This window comes from Kitasatospora sp. NPDC051164 (assembly GCF_044455625.1).
GTDB lineage: Bacteria > Actinomycetota > Actinomycetes > Streptomycetales > Streptomycetaceae > Kitasatospora.
Genome location: NZ_JBITFB010000056.1, coordinates 13734 through 32807 on the forward strand (window position 1 = coordinate 13734; position 19074 = coordinate 32807).

Consider the following 19074-nt stretch of genomic DNA (forward strand, 5'->3'; position numbering starts at 1 on the left):
TTCACAGGTTGGGGGAGAGCGAGTCGACAGGCGACCCGGCGTGCCGGCGGTCGGTGAGTGCGGCCTGGATCAGTGCGAGCAGGGCGGCGCGGTGCTCACGGAGGTAGAAGTGGCCGCCTGGCAGCAGGTTCAGGGCGAACGGTCCGCGGCCGTGGCCCTGCCATTGGGTGAGTTCCTCGGCAGAGAGCCGGTCCTCGGTGCCGCCGAAGACGTGCAGCGGCAGGTCAAGGGGCTCGCCGGGCGTGTGGCGATAGCTGTCGACCAGTTCGAAGTCGCAGCGGTGCGAGGCCATCATGATCGCGAGTAGGTCCGGGTCCTCGGCCACCTCGTCGGGGAGTGAGCCGTACTGTCCCTGGACGGCGGTGAAAAGCTCCCGATCGCCGAGGTGGTGGATCGGCGGCAGTCCGCGGGGCCGGTGCGGGGCCGGGCAGGCGGACAGCAACAGGCGTTCGGGGCCGGGCACGCCGTGCTCGCGCAGGGCGCGCGCGGTCTCGTAGGCCAGCAGGGCGCCGAGGCTGTGTCCGAAGAAGGCGAACGGTGCGCGGAATGAGGCCTGTTCCACCAGATCGTGAACCAGCGGGCCGACCCGGGTGTACTGCGGGTCGTCGAGCCGCGAGCCGCGGCCGGGCAGTTGCACGCCCCACACCTCGATGCCGGGCACATCGTCGCCCCAGCGGACGTACTCGGCGGCCGTGCCGCCGCTGTGGGCGAAGCAGTACAGCCGAATCGCGGCGTCGGGGCGCTTGCGGCGGTTGGCCAGCCAGCGTGGGACGGTGTGCCCCGCAACGTCAGGCATGAAGGGTCTCCTGGCTCATCGGTTGGGCGGTCGGTGCGGCGTCGGGCATGGCCCGCAGTGAGTGCACGGCGGAGAACAGCAGCGGCAGCCCGGCGAGGACGCTGCCCGCACCGGCGAGCCAGAGGACGCCGCGCAGTCCGAGCGGTCCGACCAGCGCGCCCCCGAGGAACGTCCCGACGGGGATGACGCCCCAGACCACGAACCGCAGCGTCGCCGTCATGCGCCCGCGCATCGGGGCGGGGGTGACGGATTGCCGCAAGCTGATCTGGTTGATGTTGAAGACGGAGGCGCACAGCCCGGCCAGGGCCATCGCGACCGCCAGGACGGGCATCGCGGTGCCAGGGGTGGCCAGCGGCAGCAGCAGGATGGCGCCGCCCAGCCCGAAGGTGGCCCAGGTGAGCGACGGCCCGACGCCGAGGCGCCGCACCACCCGGCCGTTGGCGAGCGAGCCGAGCAGCACGCCTGCGTTCGCGATCGCGAGCGTGGTGCCCAGCCCGGCCGGTGAGAGCCGCAGGTCACGGACCGCGTAAAGCACCAGGATCGCCTGGACCATTCCGAACAGGCCGAAGAGGTTGGTGATCCCCGCACTCAACGCGATCGGGCGCAGCAGCCGATGCCGGAACACGTACCCGAGGCCGTCCTTGACCTCCGCTACCAGTCCCGGCCGGACCGCATCGCGGATCGGGCGCTCCTCCACCCGGACCAGCAGGAGCAGGGCCGCCGACCCGGCGTAACTGAGCGCGTCGGCGAGCACGGCGAGTGGCGCGGTCAGCAGCTGGACCAGGAATCCGCCGGCGCTGGGGCCGGCCAGCTCGCCGGAGGTCTGAGACAGCTGCAGTTTGGTGTTGGCCTCGACGAGCTGCTCCTCGCCGACCAGGGTCGGCAGGAACGACTGTGCTGCCAGGTCGAAGAAGACCGTCATGACCCCGACCGCGAAGGCGACCGGATACAGCAGCCACAGATTCAGAACCCCGCAGAGCGCGGCCGCCGGCACGGTCAGCAGGACCGCGCAGCGGACCAGGTCTGCTGCGATCATGACGGGCCGTCGGCGCGTCCGGTCCACCCATGCCCCGGCCGGCAGGCCGACCAGCAGGAACGGCAGGTACTGCACGGCGGCCAGCAGTCCCACCTGGAACGGGGTGGCTTTCAGCACCGTCACGGCCGCGAGGGGCAGCGCGAGTTCGGAGATCTGGGCGCCGAGCACGCTGACCGTCTGGGCGGCCCACAGCCGTCGGAAGCCCTGGTGGCGCAGCAGTCCCGGCGAGGGGGCCGGTCGCGTCATCGGGCGGCCGGCCGTTCACGTATGCTCCGCGGCCGAAGGTCACTCCACAGGCCGTCGATCAGGGTGAGGCAGTCCGCTTTGCTGCCCCGTCCGCCCGTTCGCTCCCACCCGGCGGGTAGCGCCCGGCCGGCCGGCCAGATGGAGTACTGGTCCTCGGTGTTGCGGACCACCTCGTAGGTCCGGTCGTCGTTGTCCTCGAACATCGCTGTCCTTTGGGTCGGTGTGTCGCGTGACGGTTCAGGCCGGCTGCCGGGCGGCGTCGACCACCCGGGCCAGTCGGCGCGGAGCGGGGGCGGTGAAGACCTGCTTGACGGTGATGCGCACGTCGAAGGCCGCGCGGACGGCAGAGGCGAGTTGAACGGCGATCAGGGAGTCGCCGCCCAGTTCGAAGAAGTCGTCCTGTGCCGCCACATGCTCCAGTCCGAGCAGTTGACCGAAGATCTGGGCGAGTTGCGTCTCGGTGTCGCCGTCCTGTGCGGGCTCCTGGACGGCCGGCGAGGGCTGGGCGGTGACGGTCGGTGCGGGGTTGTCGGTAGGGAGCGGTGAGTACTGCTGCGGGCTGAACGGGTAGGTCGGCAGCGGAGTCCGGCCCGGCCGGTGACCTTCGTGCAGCCGTGGCCAGTCGAGCTCGACGCCGGCCGCCCACAGCTGTCCGGCGGCGGCCAGCGAGGTCCGCAGGGCGGACTGCTCGCCGGCAGGGTGCGGCAGGCTGGGCAGCGCCAGGTGGCCCTCGGTGCGGGCCGGGTGCCGACGTGCCAGTGTCGTCAGGGTGAGGCCGGGGCCGACTTCGAGCAGGATCCGGTCAGGCTCGGCGAACAGGGTGGCGAGGGTGTCGCCGAAGCGCACCGCCCGGCGCATGTGGGCGGTCCAGAACTCGACGCTCGGAACGCGGTCCATGCGGACCCACTCCCCAGTGGTGTCCCCGACCCAGGGGATCGAAGGCGCCTTGAGGTCGAGTTCGGCGACCAGGGAGGCGAACCGGTCGAGGATCGGCTCCACCAGAGCGCTGTGTCCGGCGGCGGCGATGTGCAGCCGGCGCGCGTCGACACCGTCCTCCGTCAGCCGTGCGAACACCGCGTCGACCGTCCCCCGCGGCCCGGACACCACGCACTGGTTCGGTCCGTTGACGGCCGCGAGCTCCAGGCCGTCGCCGAGAAGTTCGGTGGCGTCGCGCTCGGCCAGCGGCACGGCCAGCATCGCCCCGACGGGCAGGCTCTGCAGCAACCTGCCGCGCTCGGCGACCAGCCGCAGGGCGTCGGCCAGGCAGAACACCCCGGCCACGCAGGCGGCGACGAAGGCACCGAGGCTGTGCCCGGCGACAGCCGCCGGCCGTACCCCTCGCTGCTCCCACATCCGGGCGAGCGCGTACTCCACCACGAAGACGGCCGGCTGGGCCACGCCCATGTCGCGCAGCAACTCTTCGGCCGCCGCGCTCTGCTGCTCGCCGGCAGGGTACAAGACCGCCCGCAGGTCCAGGCCGAGTGTGGGCGCGAGCTGCGCACAGCACGCGTCGACCTCGGCACGGAAGACCGGGTCGTTCTCGTACAGTTCGCGGCCCATGCCGACGTGCTGTCCGCCCTGCCCGGGGAAGACGAACGCCACCGGCCGCTCGCCGCCCACGGGCGGGTAGCCGTGGGTGCCGGCCCCGGTCAGTGCTTGGATCGCCTCGGTGTGGTCGGCGGCCACGGCGAACCGGCGGTGCACGAAGGCGCGGCGGCCGGTCTGCAGCGTCCAGGCCGTGTCGGCCAGTTCCCGGCCGGGGTCGGCGGCGCCGGCGGCCTGCCGCTGCAGGTGCTCGGCAAGCCGGGCGGCGGCGTGGTCCAGCTCGGGGGCGGTCCGGGCGGACAGCACCAGCAGATGGCTCGCAGGCGCGGCGGGCAGGCAAGGTCGCGCGGGCGGCTCCTCCAGGATCGCGTGCGCGTTGGTGCCTCCGATCCCGAACGAGCTGACCCCGGCCCGGCGGGGACCGTCGGGGCGCCACCGGTACAGTTCGGTGTTCACCACGAACGGGCCGTCCGCGAAGGGGATCTCGGGGTTGGGCGAGGTGTAGTGCAGGCTCGGCGGGATCAGGCCGTGCTGGACGGCCAGCACCGCCTTGATGAAGCCCGCCACCCCGGCGGCCGCGTCGGTGTGGCCGATGTTGGTCTTCACCGACCCGATCCGGCAGAACCCCCGCCGGTCGGTGCCGCGCCGGAAGGCCTGGGTCAGCGCGGCCAGTTCGATCGGGTCACCCAGCGGCGTCCCGGTCCCGTGCGTCTCGACGTAGCCGATGCTGTCCGGCTCGACCTCGGCCACCAGGTGGGCCGCGCGGATGACCTCGGCCTGGCCGGCCACTCCCGGAGCGGTGAAGCCCACCTTGTCCATGCCGTCGTTGTTCACCGCGGTGCCGCGCAGGACGGCACGGATGTGGTCGCCGTCCTGAACTGCGTCGGCGAGCCGTTTGAGGACCACGATGCCGACACCGTTGCCGGCTACGGTCCCACGGGCCCGGGCGTCGAAGGCCCGGCAGCGCCCGTCGGGCGAGATGACACCGCCCTCGGAGTACTCGGGCAGGCGAACCGGGACGTTGACACTGGCCCCGCCGGCCAGAGCCAGGTCGCACTCGCCGGACAGCAGCGCCTGCGCAGCGAGATGGACGGCGACCAGAGAGGTGGAGCAGGCGGTCTGCACCGTCACCGCCGGCCCGGCGAGACCGAGCCGGTGGGCGACCCGGGAGGTGAGAAAGTCGATGCCGGTCGCCAGTCGCAGCTGCCACTCGCTGACCGGGCCGAGCCGGTCGCGGTGGGCCCTCAGCGTATCCAGGTACCCGGTCTGGCTACTGCCCGCATACACGCCGACCGGCCCGACACAGGACCGGGGGTCATACCCGGCGTCCTCCAGCGCCTCCCACGCGCAGGTCAGGAACAGCCGCTGCTGCGGGTCGAGGATCAGCGCCTCCCGCGGCGAGTAGCCGAAGAACGCCGCGTCGAACTCGTCCGCGTCCTCCAGTACTCCGAGCGCGGGGACGTACTCGGGAGTGGACGGGTCGCCGGGGAATCGAGTGACCGATTCCGCGCCCTTGATCAGGTTGTCCCAGAACGCGCCGAGGTCACGCGCTCCCGGAAACCGCCCGGCCATCCCGACGACGGCGAGGAAGGGGCTGTCCGGATCCACCGGCTGTGCCGCCCGCGTCATCGGGCACCCCCGGCGCTGCGGCGGGCGCGGCGCTGATAGAGCCGGGCGTGCCCGCTGCGGCGCTCATCGGCACGCTCGTCACCGAGCGCGTCGACGGCCGGCCCGGAGCCGCCGCGCAGATGGGCGGCGAGCTTGCGGATGGTCGGATGGGCGAAGAGCGCGACACCGGGAACCTGGCGTCCCAGTGCCCCGCTGAGCTTGCGCTGCACCTGAACGAGCAGCAGCGAGTGACCGCCGATCTCGAAGAAGCTGTCGTCCGGCCCCACCCGGCCGACCCGCAGCACCTCCCGCCACACGGCCGCTATCTGCTCCTCCAGGCCGGTCAGTGCCACCGTCTGCGGCGCGCCGGACGTGGCGTCGCCGGCGGTCGGCACCGGGAGCGCCCTGTGGTCGATCTTGCCGTTCGCGGTCAGCGGCAGCTCGTCGAGCACCACGTAGGAGGCCGGGACCATAGCGGCAGGCAGACTCATGGTCAGGTGGGCGCGTAGCTGCGACGACTCGACCTCGGCAGCGACCACGTAGGCGACCAGCCGCTTGCCGTCCGCCTCATCGTCCACCGCCCGCACGTGGGCCTGACGCACCGCAGGGTGCGTGCACAGGGCCGCACTGATCTCCGCTGGTTCGACCCGCTGGCCGCGGATCTTCAGCTGGTCGTCGGCCCGCCCGACGAAGGCCAGGGCACCGTCGGCGCGGAGCACCGCGAGGTCGCCGGTGCGGTAGAGCCGCCCGCCCGGCGTCTCGCCGAACGGGTCCGGCACGAAACGGTCGGCGGTGAGCCCCGGCTGCCCCAGGTACCCGCGAGCCAGCACCGCCCCACCCAGGTACAGCTCGCCCCGGGTGCCCGCCGCAACCGGCTCCAGATCAGCGTCCAGCAGGTACGCCCGCGCCCCGGCCAGCGGCCGCCCGATCGGCAGCGTCTCCCCCTCGGGAATCGAGTCCCCGGTGAACGCCTGGAGCGTGGCGGTGATGGTGGTCTCCGTCAAACCGTAGGCGTTGACCACGGGCACCGAGGTATGCCCTCGCCAGCCGGCCAACGTACGGGTATGCCCGGTGTCGCTGCCCACGACCAGGAGGCGCAGGGCCTCGGGCACCTCCCGCGGTTCGGCGTCGAGATCGCGGACCCACTGGTCCCAGTACGGCGTCGGCAAGTTGGCCACCGTGACCCGCTCACGGCGCAGACACTCCTCCAGCTCCGCGGGCGACGGCACCGAATCGGGAGCCACCACCACCCGGGCGCCGGCCAGCAGAGTCGGGAACACCTCCTCGCCGAACACATCGAACCCCGGACCGGCGAACTGCAGCACCCGATCGGCCGCGGTCAACTCGAAGGCCGCACCGACGGCGACCGCGTGGTTGGCCAGCGACCCGTGGGTGACGGCCACCGGCTTGGGACGCCCGGTCGAACCCGAAGTGAAGATCACATAGGCAAGGTCGTCGGGGGTAACCGCCACCGCCGGGTTCTGCGCGGACCGCCCGGCCGGCTCGCCGGCAGCCAGGTCGACCACCTCGACCCCCTCGCAGCCCCCGGGCCCGATCTGCAGGGTGACACCGGCAGCCTCCAACTGGTACCTGCGGCGCTCGGCCGGCAGCGCCGCGTCGAGCGGCAGGTAAGCGGCACCGGACTTCAGCACGGCCAGCACCGCCGTCACCAGTTCACGCCCGCGCGGCAGGTTCACCGCGACCACGCTCTCGGCGCCCGCACCGCGCTCCACCAGCACTCCGGCCAGCCGGTTGGCGGCAGCGGCAAGCCCCGCATACGTCATGCACCCGTCGCGGTCGACGACCGCCACAGCATCAGGGCTTGCCCGTACCCGCTCCTCGAACAGCTGCGGCACACAGACCACGGCACGCGGACCGGCCGATTCGAGCGCGGTAGCGGCTCGACTCTCATCCTCTTGACTCAGTTCAGGCCTCACTAGGCCAACCCCTCTCCAAAGTGGCGCATGTAGCAGTCCGCCGGACAACGGACGGGCGCAGGCCCCGGCCGCGCCGCCCGTCCGAAGCGAACTCGACCCGGCCGGGCGGGGCTTCAGGAAGCCAAAGGGAAACCGGGCGGGGTCATTCCGGGCCTTCGAAGTCACGGCAGCTGTAGATAGCTGCCGTTGAGCTTTCGGTCGATAGCGTGTCCGCTGATCCAGGTTGCTGCCGAAGAACGTAGGAAGCGCCGGTAGACATCCGATCAACGGGCACCCAGAACGCTCCCCGGAAACCCGCGAGAGCCCCCTCGCGCAGGCATATCGGGTTGTCGACTGGATGTCGGCGGCGTGGCACGCGCGCTGGTGGCCGTCTGCCGGCCGTTGCGCCAACGGGGCGAACCCGTGCGAGCGGTTGCCGGGAGTGGAGGGGCCGGTCACATAGCCTTTCGCCCTGCCGCCGCCTCGGTGGCGCCGGTTCGGGGACGTGGACAGGGGCGCAGGGTGAGTTCGTCGGGTGCGGCGGCGTCGACGCGGCGGACGAGGTTCCGGGCGTGGCTGCTGGAGGGCCTGGCCGACATGGCCAAGCAGTATCCGGGGCCGCACGCGGAGGCGCCGGTCGAGCACAAGGGCCAGCGGTGGTGGCGGGTGATGTGCCTGACCGGCCTGGACTACTTCTCGACGCTCGGTTATCAGCCCGGCATCGCGGCTCTCGCGGCCGGGCTGCTGTCGCCGGTGGCGACGGTCGTGCTGGTGATCGTGACGCTGTTCGGCGCGCTGCCGGTCTACCGGCGGGTGGCCAAGGAGAGCCCGCACGGCGAGGGCTCGATCGCGATGCTGGAGCGGCTGCTGTCGTTCTGGCAGGGGAAGCTGTTCGTCCTCGCGCTGCTGGGGTTCGCGGCGACGGACTTCATGATCACCATTACCCTGTCGGCGGCGGACGCGACCGCGCACCTGGTGGAGAACCCGAGTCTGCACAGCGCGCTGTCCGGCAAGCAGATGTTGATCACGCTGACCCTTGTCGCCCTGCTTGGCGCGGTCTTCCTCAAGGGGTTCAGCGAGGCGATCGGCCTGGCGGTCGTCCTGGTCGTGGTCTACCTGGCGCTCAACGTCGTCGTCGTGGTGAACGGGCTCTGGCACGTGCTGGAGAACCCGGACGTGGTCACGGACTGGGCGGACGCGCTGACCGCCGAGCACGGCAACGTGATCGCGATGATCGGCGTCGCGCTGATCGTCTTCCCGAAGCTGGCGCTGGGTCTGTCCGGCTTCGAGACCGGCGTCGCGGTGATGCCGCACATCGAGGGCGATCCCGAGGACACCGAAGAGAAGCCCGTCGGTCGGATCCGCGGCGCCCGCAAGCTGCTCACCACCGCCGCGCTGATCATGAGTGCGTTCCTGATCACGACGAGTTTCATCACCACGGTCCTGATCCCCAAGGCCGCGTTCGAGGCGGGCGGGCCGGCCAACGGCCGCGCCCTGGCCTACCTGGCCCACCAGAACCTGGGCAGCGCCTTCGGCAGCGTCTACGACATCTCGACCATCGCGATCCTCTGGTTCGCCGGCGCCTCCGCGATGGCCGGCATGCTCAACCTGCTGCCCCGGTACCTGCCGCGGTACGGCATGGCGCCCCACTGGGCACGGGCGGTGCGGCCGATGGTGATCGTGCTGACCCTGATCGGATTCCTGGTGACGTGGCTCTTCGACGCGAACGTGGACGCCCAGAGCGGCGCGTACGCGACCGGCGTGCTGGTGCTGATCTCCTCGGCCGCCATTGCCGTCACCATCGCCGCGCACAAGGCCCGGCAGCGCACCTGGACCATCGGCTTTGCCGTGATCGCGGCGGTTTTCCTGTACACGACGGGCGCGAACATCGCCGAACGCCCCGACGGTGTGAAGATCGGCGCCTGCTTCATCGGCGGGATCATCCTGGTCTCCTTCCTGTCCCGGCTCAAGCGGGCGTTCGAGCTGCGCGTCACCGACGTGGTGCTCGACGAGGCCGCCGAGCGGTTCGTCCGCGACTACACCTACCGGCCGATGCGGCTGATCGCCAACGAGCCGAACAGCCGTGACCTGGCGGAGTACCAGGAGAAGAAGCGGGAGCTCCGGGAGCACCATGACATCCCGGCCGACGTCGACCTGGTCTTCGTCGAGGTGACGGTCCGGGACCCGTCCGAGTTCGAGTCGGTGCTGGACGTGCGCGGCGAGGTCCTGCACGACCGCTACCGGGTGCTGTCGCTGGAGAGCTCCAGCGTCCCGAACGCGTTGGCGGCCCTGTTGATGACGATCCGGGACCGTACGGGGCAGATCCCGCACATCTACTTCGAGTGGACCGAAGGCGGCCCGGTCGGCCACTTCCTGCGTTTCTTCCTGTTCGGCCAGGGCGAGGTGGCCCCGGTCACCCGCGAGGTGCTGCGCGAAGCGGAGCCGGACCGTTCCCGGCGCCCGCGCGTCCACGTCGGCTAGGGCGGAGCATGGAACCGGAGACGGAGAGAGACGGCGGGACGGCGGTGGCCGGGAAGCTGCGGGTGTTCCTGGGAGCGGCGCCGGGGGTGGGGAAGACGTACGCCATGCTCCGGGAGGGGCGGCGGCTGCGCGGCGAGGGGCTGGACGTGGTGGTCGGCCTGGTCGAGACGTACGGGCGGCACGGGACGGAGAGCCAGCTGAGGGACCTGCCCGTGCTGCCCCGGCGGCCCGTGTCGTACCGGGGCGTGGAGCTGACGGAGCTCGATCTGGACGCACTGCTGGCGCGCCGCCCGGCGCTCGCGTTGGTGGACGAGCTCGCCCACACCAACGTGCCCGGCGGGCGGAACGAGAAGCGCTGGCAGGACGTGCGGGAGCTGCTGGACGCCGGGATCGACGTGGCGACGACGCTCAACATCCAGCACCTGGAAAGCCTGAACGACGTTGTCGAGCAGATCACCGGCGTCGCCCAGCGCGAGAAGATCCCGGACGACGTGGTCCGGGCCGCCGACCGGATCGAGTTGGTCGACCTCAGCCCGCAGGCGCTGCGCACCCGGATGACGCGGGGGGAGGTTTACCCGGCGGACCGGATCGACGTGGCCCTGGACCACTACTTCCGAGCCGGCAACCTGGGCGCGCTGCGGGAGCTCGCGCTGCTCTGGCTCGCGGACCGGGTGGAGGAGGAGCTGGCCGACTACCGGGCCCGGCACGGCATCCAGGCGCCCTGGGAGACCAAGGAGCGGATCCTCGTCGCACTGAACGGTGCTCTGCAGGGTGAGCACCTGATCCGAAGGGGAGCCCGCACCGCGACCCGGGTGCACGGAGACCTGATCGGCGTGCACGTCCGACTGGACGACGGCACGGCCGAGCGGGAGCCGCCGGGGCTGGCCGCCCAGCGGGCGCTGTTGCGGGAGCTGCACGCCGGTTACGTCGAGGTGAGCGGCAGCGACGTGGCGCGGGCTCTGGTGGACTTCGCCCGGACGGAGAGCGCCACGCAGATCCTGCTGGGGCCGAGCAGCCGCAGCAGGCTGCGCGAGCTGGTCTCCGGCTCGGTGATCAACCGGGTGATCCGGCTGGCCGGCCCGATCGACGTGCGCGTGCTTCCACCGCCCGAGCCGGGACTGCTGACCGTGCCGCCCGCGCCCCGACGCCGTCGCCCCGCCCTGGTTCCGGCCGGCCGGCGCCGGTGGGCATGGGGGCTCGGGCCGACCGGAGCGGTGGCGCTGGCCTGGGCGCTGTCACCGCTGCGGCACTCGCTCGGGCTGTCCGGCGCGTTGCTCTGCCTGCTGCTGGTGGTGGCGGGGACGGCCCGGTTGGGCGGACTGCTGCCGGCGGCGGCCACCACGACGGCCGGGGCGCTGGCGGCGGACTTCTTCTTCACCACGCCGTGGCACAGCCTGGTCGTGGAACGGGGCGCGGACGTCGCGGCGCTGCTGGTCTTCCTCGCGGTGGCCGGGGTGATCTCGCACCTGATCGACGGCCTGACGCGTCGCTCGCAGCAGGCCGACCGGGCACGCGCGGAGGCGGCGGTGCTCACCCGGCTGGCCGGGGAGACGGTGGAGTCCGGCGCGCGGGTCCTGACCGATCTGGTGGCGGAGCTGCGTCAGGTGTTCGGGCTGGACGGCGCCGCCGTGCTGGTGCGGACGGGTGAGGCGCTCTGGCAATCGGCGGCTGTGGCCGGCGCGGAGGTCCCACAGCGGCCCGGCGAGGCGTCCTTCTCCGTTGACCTGGGCGAGGACGCGGTGTTGGTCCTGCGCGGAGCGCCCCTCACGGAGGAGGACACCCGACTGCTCGGGCCGTACGTCACCCAGCTGAAACTGGCCCGGGAACGGGAACGGCTGGCCGCGCAGGCATCGGTGGCGGACGTGCTCGCGCACACTGACGCACTGCACACCGCACTGCTGGAGGCCGTCGGGCAGGACCTGCGGGCGCCGCTGGCGGCGGTGCGCCGGGAGGCCGGGCGAGTGCCGGGCCCGGCCGGGCAGCGGATCGGCGCCGAGGCGGAGCGGATGGAGCGGCTGGTCGCCAACCTGCTGGACCTGAACCGGCTGCGGGCCGGGGTGCTGCCGGTGGTGCTGCGGCCGACGGCGGTGGACGAGGTGGTGCGGGCGGCTGCCGAGGGGCTTCCCGGCGTGCGCGTTGACCTCGGGTCGGATCTGCCGCGGGTGCTGGCCGATCCAGGGCTGCTGGAGCGGGCGCTCGCGGACGTCCTGGTCTCCGACGGGACGGCGGTGGTGGTCGACGCCGGCGCGGTGGCCGGGCGAGTGGACGTCCGGGTGACCGTCCACGGCGGCGAGGCTGTTGCCGCGGCGCCTGCGGGTCTGGCGGTGGTGCGGGGATTCGTGGAGGCGATGAACGGCGAACTGGCCGTCGAAGAGGCACCCGGAGGCGGCACCGCGTACGTGATCAGCCTGGCTCGTGCGGTGGCCTGATGGCGTGGTGCCGAGTTGGGCGACGATCCGGGGCATCAAGATCGCGTTGTGATTCCGGGTGTCGGCGTCAGGATCCCGTCAAGGGGAGGCGACGGGCCTGTGGCGTGTGGGTTGGCTGGCGTCGAACGAACTCGCGGCGAAGCTGGGACAGGACATTGCGCATGTACTCCGCCCGCCCCGGCGGCCGTCGCTACCACCCCGTCCTCGACCGCTTGCCGGTTGCGGTGTCCGGCACGGTGGCCCTGGTTGCCGGTGGCGCGCTCGCGCTCGGCCTCGGCTGGCTGGGCGAGCTCCACGCCGGCTGGTTCCCGTACATCGCGTACATCGGCCTGGCCGCGCTGGCCGGAGGCTTCTCCCGACCCCTGGCCGCCCCGCTGGTCGGCCTGGCCGCCTGGTTGTGCTGCAACGCCTTCGTCGAACACCGCCACGCCGAGCTCGGTTGGTCGGGACCGGGAGCGGAGAGCGGGCACTTCGCCCTCTTCACGGGCGCGGCCCTGCTGCTCTCCCTGCCGGCCGCAGTACCGCGCCGGACGATCCGCGTCGAGCGCCTTCCGGTCGGTGAGGACTTGGGGAACCGGTTCGGCTGATGCCTGCCGCCTCCGGCATCGTTCAGGAGACGGCAGGTCGGTGTGCTATCCCAGCCCCGGGACGAACTGGATCAGCAGGTCGATGGCCTTGATGCCGAGGAAGGGCAGGACCAGTCCGCCCAGCCCGTAGACGCGTAGGTTGCGGCGGAGCAGGTCGGTGGCGGAGGCGGGCTGGTAGCGGACGCCGCGCAGGGCCAGCGGGATCAGCGCGATGATGATCAGGGCGTTGAAGATGATCGCGGAGGCGATCGCCGAGGTGGGGCTGTGCAGTTCCATGATGTTGAGGTGGTGCAGTCCGGGGTAGGCGTTCGCGAACATCGCGGGGATGATCGCGAAGAACTTGGCGACGTCGTTGGTGATCGAGAAGGTGGTCAACGCGCCCCGGGTGATGAGGAGTTGCTTGCCGACCCGGACGATGTCGATGAGCTTGGCGGGGTTGGAGTCGAGGTCGACCATGTTGCCGGCCTCCTTGGCGGCGGGGGTGCCGGAGTTCATCGCGACGCCGATGTCGGCCTGGGCGAGGGCGGGGGCGTCGTTGGTGCCGTCGCCGGTCATCGCGACCATGTTCCCGGCGGCCTGCTCGCGCCGCAGGTGGGCGAGCTTGTCCTCGGGGGTGGCCTCGGCGAGGTAGTCGTCCACCCCGGCCTCCTCGGCGATGGCCTTGGCGGTGAGCGGGTTGTCGCCGGTGACCATGACCGTGCGGATGCCCATCCTGCGCAGTTCGGCGAAGCGTTCGGCGATGCCCTCCTTGACCACGTCCTTGAGTTCGACCACACCGAGGGCGCGGGCACCGTGGCGGTCGTGGACGGCGACCAGCAGCGGGGTGCCGCCGGTCTCGGCGATCCGGTCGACCAGTGGCTTGGCTTCCATCGGCAGCCGTCCGCCGCAGTCCACCACCCAGCGGGCGACGGCGCTCGCGGCGCCCTTGCGGATCAGACAGGTCGTGCCGTCGGGCCAGTGCAGGTCGACGCCGCTCATCCGGCTGTGCGCGGTGAACGGGACGGGCCGCTGCTCGCCGAGTTCGCCGGGGGAGCGTGGCGGCACCCAGTACTGACGGTTCGTCAGTTCGACGAGTGAGCGGCCTTCCGGTGTCTCGTCCGTGACGGAGGCCAACTGGGCGGCCTCGGCGAGCTGTTCGGTGGTGGCGCCGGGCAGCGGGTGCAGGGCGACGGCCCGGCGGTTGCCGTGGGTGATGGTGCCGGTCTTGTCGAGCAGCAGCACGTCGACGTCGCCGGCGGCCTCCACGGCGCGTCCGGAGAGGGCGATCACGTTGCGCTGGACGAGGCGGTCCATGCCGGCGATGCCGATCGCGGAGAGCAGCGCGCCGATCGTGGTCGGGATGAGCGCGACCATCAACGCGACCAGCACGATGGTGGTTTGGGGTGCACCGGCGTAGATGGCCATCGGCTGGAGGGAGACCACGGACAGCAGGAAGACGATGGTGAGCGAGGCGAGGAGGATGTTGAGCGCGATCTCGTTCGGGGTCTTCTGCCGGTTCGCGCCCTCGACCAGGGTGATCATCCGGTCGATGAAGCTCTGGCCGGGGCGGGAGGTAACGCGGACGACCAGGTGGTCGGAGAGCACCTTCGTGCCGCCGGTGACGGCGGTGCGGTCGCCGCCGGACTCGCGGATGACGGGCGCGGACTCCCCGGTAACGGCGGATTCGTCGACGGAAGCGACGCCTTCGACCACCTCGCCGTCCTGGGGGATGACCTCGCCGGCCGCCACCAGCACGATGTCGTGCAGCATCAACTGCTCGGCGGGGATCGCCTCGTGGCGCAGGTCGCGGGTGCCGACCCGCCAGTGCAGCAGCCGCCGGGCGGTGGTGCCCGCCTGGGCGCGGCGCAGTGAGTCGGCCTGCGCCTTGCCGCGGGCCTCGGCGACGGCCTCGGCGAGGTTGGCGAACAGCACGGTCAGCCACAGCCAGAACGAGATCACCCAGGCGAAGACGCCGGGGTGGACAACGGCGGTGAGGGTGGTGAGCGCCGAGCCGGTCTCGACCACCAGCATCACCGGGTTGCGCATCATGACGCGCGGGTGGAGCTTGCGGACGGCGGCGGGCAGCGCCTCGGCGAGCTGCCGCCGGGTGATGAGCCGGCGGCGCCCCGTCGGGCCGGTGGGCCGGTGGCCGGGGTGGTGCGGCGGCTGCCCGGGTGTGGGCTCCCGGCGGCGGAACCAGTTCTGCTGCTGGTCGGGGGTGGTGTCCGGGGTGGTGAGGGCCGAACGGCGCATCGTCTCGGGGGACCTTCCGGGCCGCCCGGTCGGACGGGGCGGCGGTTCGGGGGAGTGGTGGGAACTTCCCGCAGCGAAGCACTGGATCTACACCTGACATGCGCGTCTTGACGGGGCCTTGGCGTACGACATGACGTCCTTGACAGCTCCCTGACGTCCTGTCCGGCACAGTCCCCTCAGTGGGAGAGGGCCGGGCCCGCCCAGTACACGACCTCCTGGCGGACCGGCCGGAAGCCCGCGGCCTCCGCGAGTGCCAGGCCGGCGTGGTTGCTCCGGGGCGCCGACCAGGTCGCGGTCAGCCCCTGCGCGCGGGCGGGGGGCGGGCCAACCGCTGCCCGCCGGCCAGAGGAGGGGCATTTGATGAGGAGCGTCAGGGCTTCGTCAATGCGGTCGAGCCGGCTTGCCCCGGGCATCGGGGAAGGCTTTGATGGGGGACATGCACCGCTCGACACGCCACCACGACCGCCCGCCGCATAGCCGGCCGCGGATCGTCGCTGTCGCGGTCGCCAGCACCGTCCGGTAGGACCGAGCTCCTTCCCGCTCGTCACCGGCCGTGCGCACGGGCCGGGCGCTGTTCGGCGTGCCCGTGCCGATCACCGCCCGTCCGTCCCCTGCCCTGACAGGCTCCGAGGGCAGGGGACGGACGAGCGTTCCCTCGCACCACACCCTTCGCGCACCGGCGGCCCCGGAGGCGTACGGCTTCGTGCCGTGTCGCCTTCGCACCCCGCCGGTGCCTTTCCACCCTTGGATGGGTCATGTCCGACGTTGTTCTGTCCGCCCGCACCGCCCTCGTCACCGGCGCCTCTTCCGGGATCGGCTGGGAGACCGCCCGGCTGCTCGCCGGGCACGGCGCGACCGTGCTCGTGCACGCACGCACCACCGCAGAGGCCGAGGCGGCCGTCGCGCGACTGGTCGACGTGGGCGTCCGGCGGGACCAACTCGTAGAGCTGGCAGCCGACTTCACCCACCTCGCGGAGGTCGCCGTGCTGGCCGGTACGGTCGTCAAGCACTACCCGGCGCTCGACCTGCTGGTGAACAACGCCGCGGCGATGGCGCCCGAGCGGTGCACCCTCACCGACGACGGCAACGAGGTCTCGCTGCAGGTCAACTTCCTGGCCGCACACCTGCTGGCGAAGCTGCTGCGCGCGCCGCTGTCGGCGGCCGGCGACGCTCGGATCGTCAACGTGTCGTCGTCGCTGCACCGCACCGCCTCGATGAACTGGTCGGACCCGCACCGGGTGAAGAGGTACTCGCGGGTCGCCGCGTACGCGCAGTCGCAGCTCGCGTTGACGATGGCGACCGCCGACATGGCGCCGGCCGGTTCCGGCATCACCGCCGTCAGCCTCAACCCGGGCCTGTGCGACACCGCGCTGCTGCCGCTGTACGGGCGGGTCGGCGCGCCGGCGGCGGAGGGCGCGGCGGCCGTCGTCCGGCTCTGCCTGCCCGAGACAGTCGTCGCCAACGGCGCGTACTTCGACGGTGGGGCGCTCGCGCCGACCGCGCAGGTCGTCCAGGAGGAGCGCTCGCTGAAGCGCCTGGTGAAGCTCGCCGACCAGCTGGTCGGCCAGGCCGCCTGAACCACCCGACCCGCAGGACCGGAGGATCCACGATGTCCAAGCGCGCCCGCAAGAAGAAGGCACGACGCAAGAAGAAGGCGAACCACGGCCGCAAGCCCGGGCAGTAACCCGACAGACCCACCCGGTGCCGCGTGCCACCGGCACCGGGTGCCCACCTTCGGCCCCTGAGGCCAGCTGTCCGGCTGTGCGGACGGCTGGCGCCTCAGGGGCCGATTCGTTGCACGGGTCGTCAAGATCGCATCAAGGTCGGTGCGCCGGGCGGCTCCACGATCGTCAGCATCACGATCGAGGAGCCATGAATGCCAGAAGCCGCGATTCCGCCTGTCGCGGCCGAACCCGAGTCTCCTGCGCCGGTACACCGACGCGGCGGTCCGCCACTGCGGACGCGGATGCAGGCAGGTGGGCGGGTGTGCCGACAGGCTCAACGAAACGTTCAGGACAATCCGTGGTCTCGGGTGAATGACGCCGGCATAAGGGCCGCGTCAATGTTTCTGGATCACCCGTATGGACGGCATCAGGGACGCGCTGCGCGCCTTCCCCGGCTGGTTGGCTGCTCCAGCCGGTCTTCCGCCGGTGCCGTGAGAGGCCCTCGGGCTCAATCACGGATACGTCCCCTCAGCCACTCAGGTGGAGCCCATGTCCGATCTCATCTACGTCGGTGTCACGGTCGCCGTGTTCGCCGTCATCGCCCTGATCGCGCGGGGGGTGGAGAAGCTGTGAGTGCCGAGAACATCACAGGTCTCATCGTGGCCGTCGCGCTCGTCGGCTACCTCATCCTCGCGCTGATCTACCCGGAGAAGTTCTGACATGAGCTCCACTCTCGCGGGCTGGCTGCAGGTCCTGGCCCTGGTGGCCGCGCTGGTCCTGTGCTACCGGCCCCTGGGCGACTACATCGCCCGCATCCTGACCACCTCGAAGCACCTCAGAGTCGAGCGTGGCATCTACAAGGTGATCGGCGTCGACGGTGACGCCGATCAGCGGTGGCCGGTGTACCTGCGCTCGGTGCTGGCCTTCTCGGCCGTCTCCGTCCTCTTCCTGTACGGCCTGATCCGGCTCCAGGGCTACCTGCTGCTGAGCCTGGGCGTGCCGCAGATGGAGGGCCACCAGGCCTGGAACACCGCGATCTCCTTCGTCACCAACACCAACTGGCAGTCCTACGCGGGTGAGTCCGCGATGGGCCACCTGGTGCAGATGGCGGGCCTGGCGGTGCAGAACTTCGTTTCGGCGGCCGTCGGCATCGCGATCGTGGCGGCGCTGATCCGGGGCTTCACCCGCAACCGGACCGACCGGCTGGGCAACTTCTGGGTCGATCTGGTCCGGATCAACCTGCGGCTGCTGCTGCCGATCTCGATCGTGTTCGCGCTCGTGCTGGTGGCGAACGGCGTGATCCAGAACTTCCACGGCTTCCACGAGGTGACGAACCTCGCGGGTGACGTGCAGAAGATCCCGGGCGGGCCGGTGGCCTCGCAGGAGGTCATCAAGGAGCTGGGCACCAACGGCGGCGGCTTCTTCAACGCCAACTCGGCGCACCCGTTCGAGAACCCGACCGGGTTCACGAACTGGCTGGAGATCTTCCTGATCCTGCTGATCCCGTTCGCGCTGCCGCGGACCTTCGGCCGGATGGTCGGCGACAACCGCCAGGGCTACGCGATCGCGGCCGTGATGGCGATCTTCTGGGTCGCCTCGGTGGCGCTGATCACCCTCGCCGAGTCGCAGCACGGCGGTAGTGCCCTGCAGGCCGCGGGCGGTGCGATGGAGGGCAAGGAGCAGCGGTTCGGTATCGCCGCCAGCTCGCTGTTCGCCGCGTCGACCACGCTGACCTCGACCGGTGCGGTGAACTCCTTCCATGACTCGTTCACGCCGTTCGGCGGCGGGATCACGATCTTCAACATGATGCTGGGTGAGATCGCGCCCGGCGGTGTGGGCTCCGGTCTTTACGGGATGCTCGTGCTGGCGATCGTGGCGGTGTTCGTGGCCGGTCTGATGGTCGGGCGCACGCCGGAGTACCTGGGCAAGAAGCTGGGCGGCCGGGAGATGAAGTTCGCCTCGCTGTACATCCTCACCACCCCCGCGCTGGTGCTGGTCGGTACGGGTGTGGCGATGGCCCTGCCGGGTGAGCGGGCCGGGATGCTCAACTCCGGTGCGCACGGTTTCTCCGAGGTGCTGTACGCGTTCACCTCCGCGAGTAACAACAACGGTTCGGCGTTCGGCGGTATCACGGTGAACACCGACTGGTACGACATCGCGCTGGGCCTGTGCATGGTCTTCGGCCGCTTCCTGCCGATGGTGTTCGTGCTGGCGCTGGCCGGCTCGCTCGCGCAGCAGCAGCCGGTCCCGGCCACCCCGGGCACCCTGCCCACCCACAAGCCGCTGTTCGTGGGCCTGCTGTCGGGCGTCGTCCTGATCGTCGTCGGCCTCACCTACTTCCCGGCCCTGGCTCTCGGGCCGATTGCGGAAGGTCTCACCTCCTGATGTCCACCCCCACGCTCAACCCCGTACCGGCCGACAAGGCCGTGCCCGCCGCGTCGCACAGAGTGCAGAGCGGCCTCCTCGACCCGAAGCTGATCGTCGCGTCCCTGCCGGACGCGGTGAGGAAGCTCGACCCCCGGGTGATGGTCAAG

At 71.5% G+C, this 19074-nt stretch carries 12 protein-coding genes; 6 read left to right on the top strand and 6 right to left on the bottom strand.

What is annotated here, in order from left to right:
- Position 1 precedes the first annotated feature (1 nt).
- From ACIBEC_RS44380 to ACIBEC_RS44400, 5 genes are read right to left on the bottom strand one after another with little or no spacing between them, the layout of a single operon-like run.
- Positions 2–796, bottom strand: a complete 795-nt coding sequence (locus ACIBEC_RS44380) for an alpha/beta fold hydrolase (RefSeq protein ID WP_360508555.1) — start codon at positions 794–796, stop codon at positions 2–4.
- Positions 789–2078, bottom strand: coding sequence for an MFS transporter (locus ACIBEC_RS44385; RefSeq protein ID WP_360508558.1), 1290 nt, complete (start codon positions 2076–2078; stop codon positions 789–791). Before ACIBEC_RS44385 ends, ACIBEC_RS44380 begins: the two co-directional genes overlap by 8 nt.
- Complete coding sequence (locus ACIBEC_RS44390; protein ID WP_360508561.1) at positions 2075–2281, bottom strand: MbtH family protein; 207 nt, start codon at positions 2279–2281, stop codon at positions 2075–2077. Before ACIBEC_RS44390 ends, ACIBEC_RS44385 begins: the two co-directional genes overlap by 4 nt.
- 34 nt (positions 2282–2315) lie before the next feature.
- Positions 2316–5252: a type I polyketide synthase gene (locus ACIBEC_RS44395; protein ID WP_360508564.1), complete on the bottom strand. Its 2937-nt coding sequence runs from the start codon at positions 5250–5252 to the stop codon at positions 2316–2318.
- The gene (locus tag ACIBEC_RS44400) at positions 5249–7087 is read right to left on the bottom strand and encodes a non-ribosomal peptide synthetase (protein WP_360508566.1); all 1839 of its coding nucleotides are present in this window, start codon (positions 7085–7087) and stop codon (positions 5249–5251) included. The genes ACIBEC_RS44395 and ACIBEC_RS44400 overlap by 4 nt, the downstream gene beginning before the upstream one ends.
- Before the next feature lie 582 nt (positions 7088–7669).
- Here ACIBEC_RS44400 and ACIBEC_RS44405 point away from each other — a divergent pair.
- The 3 genes from ACIBEC_RS44405 (at position 7670) to ACIBEC_RS44415 (ending at position 12644) form a co-directional block, all read left to right on the top strand.
- Positions 7670–9628, top strand: coding sequence for an amino acid transporter (locus tag ACIBEC_RS44405; protein WP_396290600.1), 1959 nt, complete (start codon positions 7670–7672; stop codon positions 9626–9628).
- Positions 9629–9636: 8 nt separating this feature from the next.
- Positions 9637–12057 carry a DUF4118 domain-containing protein gene (locus ACIBEC_RS44410; protein WP_360508569.1) on the top strand — a complete coding sequence of 807 codons (2421 nt, stop codon included), beginning with the start codon at positions 9637–9639 and terminating at the stop codon, positions 12055–12057.
- A 161-nt stretch (positions 12058–12218) separates the two neighbouring features.
- Positions 12219–12644 (top strand): hypothetical protein, encoded by a 426-nt coding sequence (locus ACIBEC_RS44415; RefSeq protein WP_360508572.1) that lies wholly within the window; start codon positions 12219–12221, stop codon positions 12642–12644.
- Positions 12645–12689: 45 nt separating this feature from the next.
- On the opposite strand, the gene kdpB is transcribed toward ACIBEC_RS44415, so the two are convergent.
- Positions 12690–14876, bottom strand: coding sequence for a potassium-transporting ATPase subunit KdpB (gene kdpB / locus ACIBEC_RS44420; protein WP_360508575.1), 2187 nt, complete (start codon positions 14874–14876; stop codon positions 12690–12692).
- 755 nt (positions 14877–15631) lie between these two features.
- On the opposite strand from kdpB, the gene ACIBEC_RS44425 reads away from it, so the two are divergent.
- The 3 genes from ACIBEC_RS44425 (at position 15632) to kdpA (ending at position 18925) form a co-directional block, all read left to right on the top strand.
- The gene (locus tag ACIBEC_RS44425) at positions 15632–16453 is read left to right on the top strand and encodes an SDR family NAD(P)-dependent oxidoreductase (RefSeq protein ID WP_360508578.1); all 822 of its coding nucleotides are present in this window, start codon (positions 15632–15634) and stop codon (positions 16451–16453) included.
- 716 nt (positions 16454–17169) lie between these two features.
- A complete protein-coding gene (gene kdpF / locus ACIBEC_RS44430; RefSeq protein ID WP_360508580.1) occupies positions 17170–17259 on the top strand; it encodes a K(+)-transporting ATPase subunit F in 90 nt (29 codons plus the stop codon).
- A gap of 1 nt (position 17260) precedes the next feature.
- Positions 17261–18925 (top strand): potassium-transporting ATPase subunit KdpA, encoded by a 1665-nt coding sequence (kdpA, locus tag ACIBEC_RS44435; RefSeq protein WP_360508583.1) that lies wholly within the window; start codon positions 17261–17263, stop codon positions 18923–18925.
- The last annotated feature ends 149 nt before the right edge of the window (positions 18926–19074 follow it).

What these genes read in the sequence shown, in the direction of transcription:
- ACIBEC_RS44385 (WP_360508558.1), bottom strand. Translation starts at nt 2,078, where the DNA reads ATGACGCGACCGGCCCCCTCGCCGGGACTGCTGCGCCACCAGGGCTTC.
- kdpB (WP_360508575.1), bottom strand. Translation starts at nt 14,876, where the DNA reads ATGCGCCGTTCGGCCCTCACCACCCCGGACACCACCCCCGACCAGCAG.
- ACIBEC_RS44410 (WP_360508569.1), top strand. Translation starts at nt 9,637, where the DNA reads ATGGAACCGGAGACGGAGAGAGACGGCGGGACGGCGGTGGCCGGGAAG.
- ACIBEC_RS44395 (WP_360508564.1), bottom strand. Translation starts at nt 5,252, where the DNA reads ATGACGCGGGCGGCACAGCCGGTGGATCCGGACAGCCCCTTCCTCGCC.
- kdpA (WP_360508583.1), top strand. Translation starts at nt 17,261, where the DNA reads ATGAGCTCCACTCTCGCGGGCTGGCTGCAGGTCCTGGCCCTGGTGGCC.
- ACIBEC_RS44380 (WP_360508555.1), bottom strand. Translation starts at nt 796, where the DNA reads ATGCCTGACGTTGCGGGGCACACCGTCCCACGCTGGCTGGCCAACCGC.
- ACIBEC_RS44390 (WP_360508561.1), bottom strand. Translation starts at nt 2,281, where the DNA reads ATGTTCGAGGACAACGACGACCGGACCTACGAGGTGGTCCGCAACACC.
- ACIBEC_RS44425 (WP_360508578.1), top strand. Translation starts at nt 15,632, where the DNA reads ATGTCCGACGTTGTTCTGTCCGCCCGCACCGCCCTCGTCACCGGCGCC.
- ACIBEC_RS44415 (WP_360508572.1), top strand. Translation starts at nt 12,219, where the DNA reads ATGTACTCCGCCCGCCCCGGCGGCCGTCGCTACCACCCCGTCCTCGAC.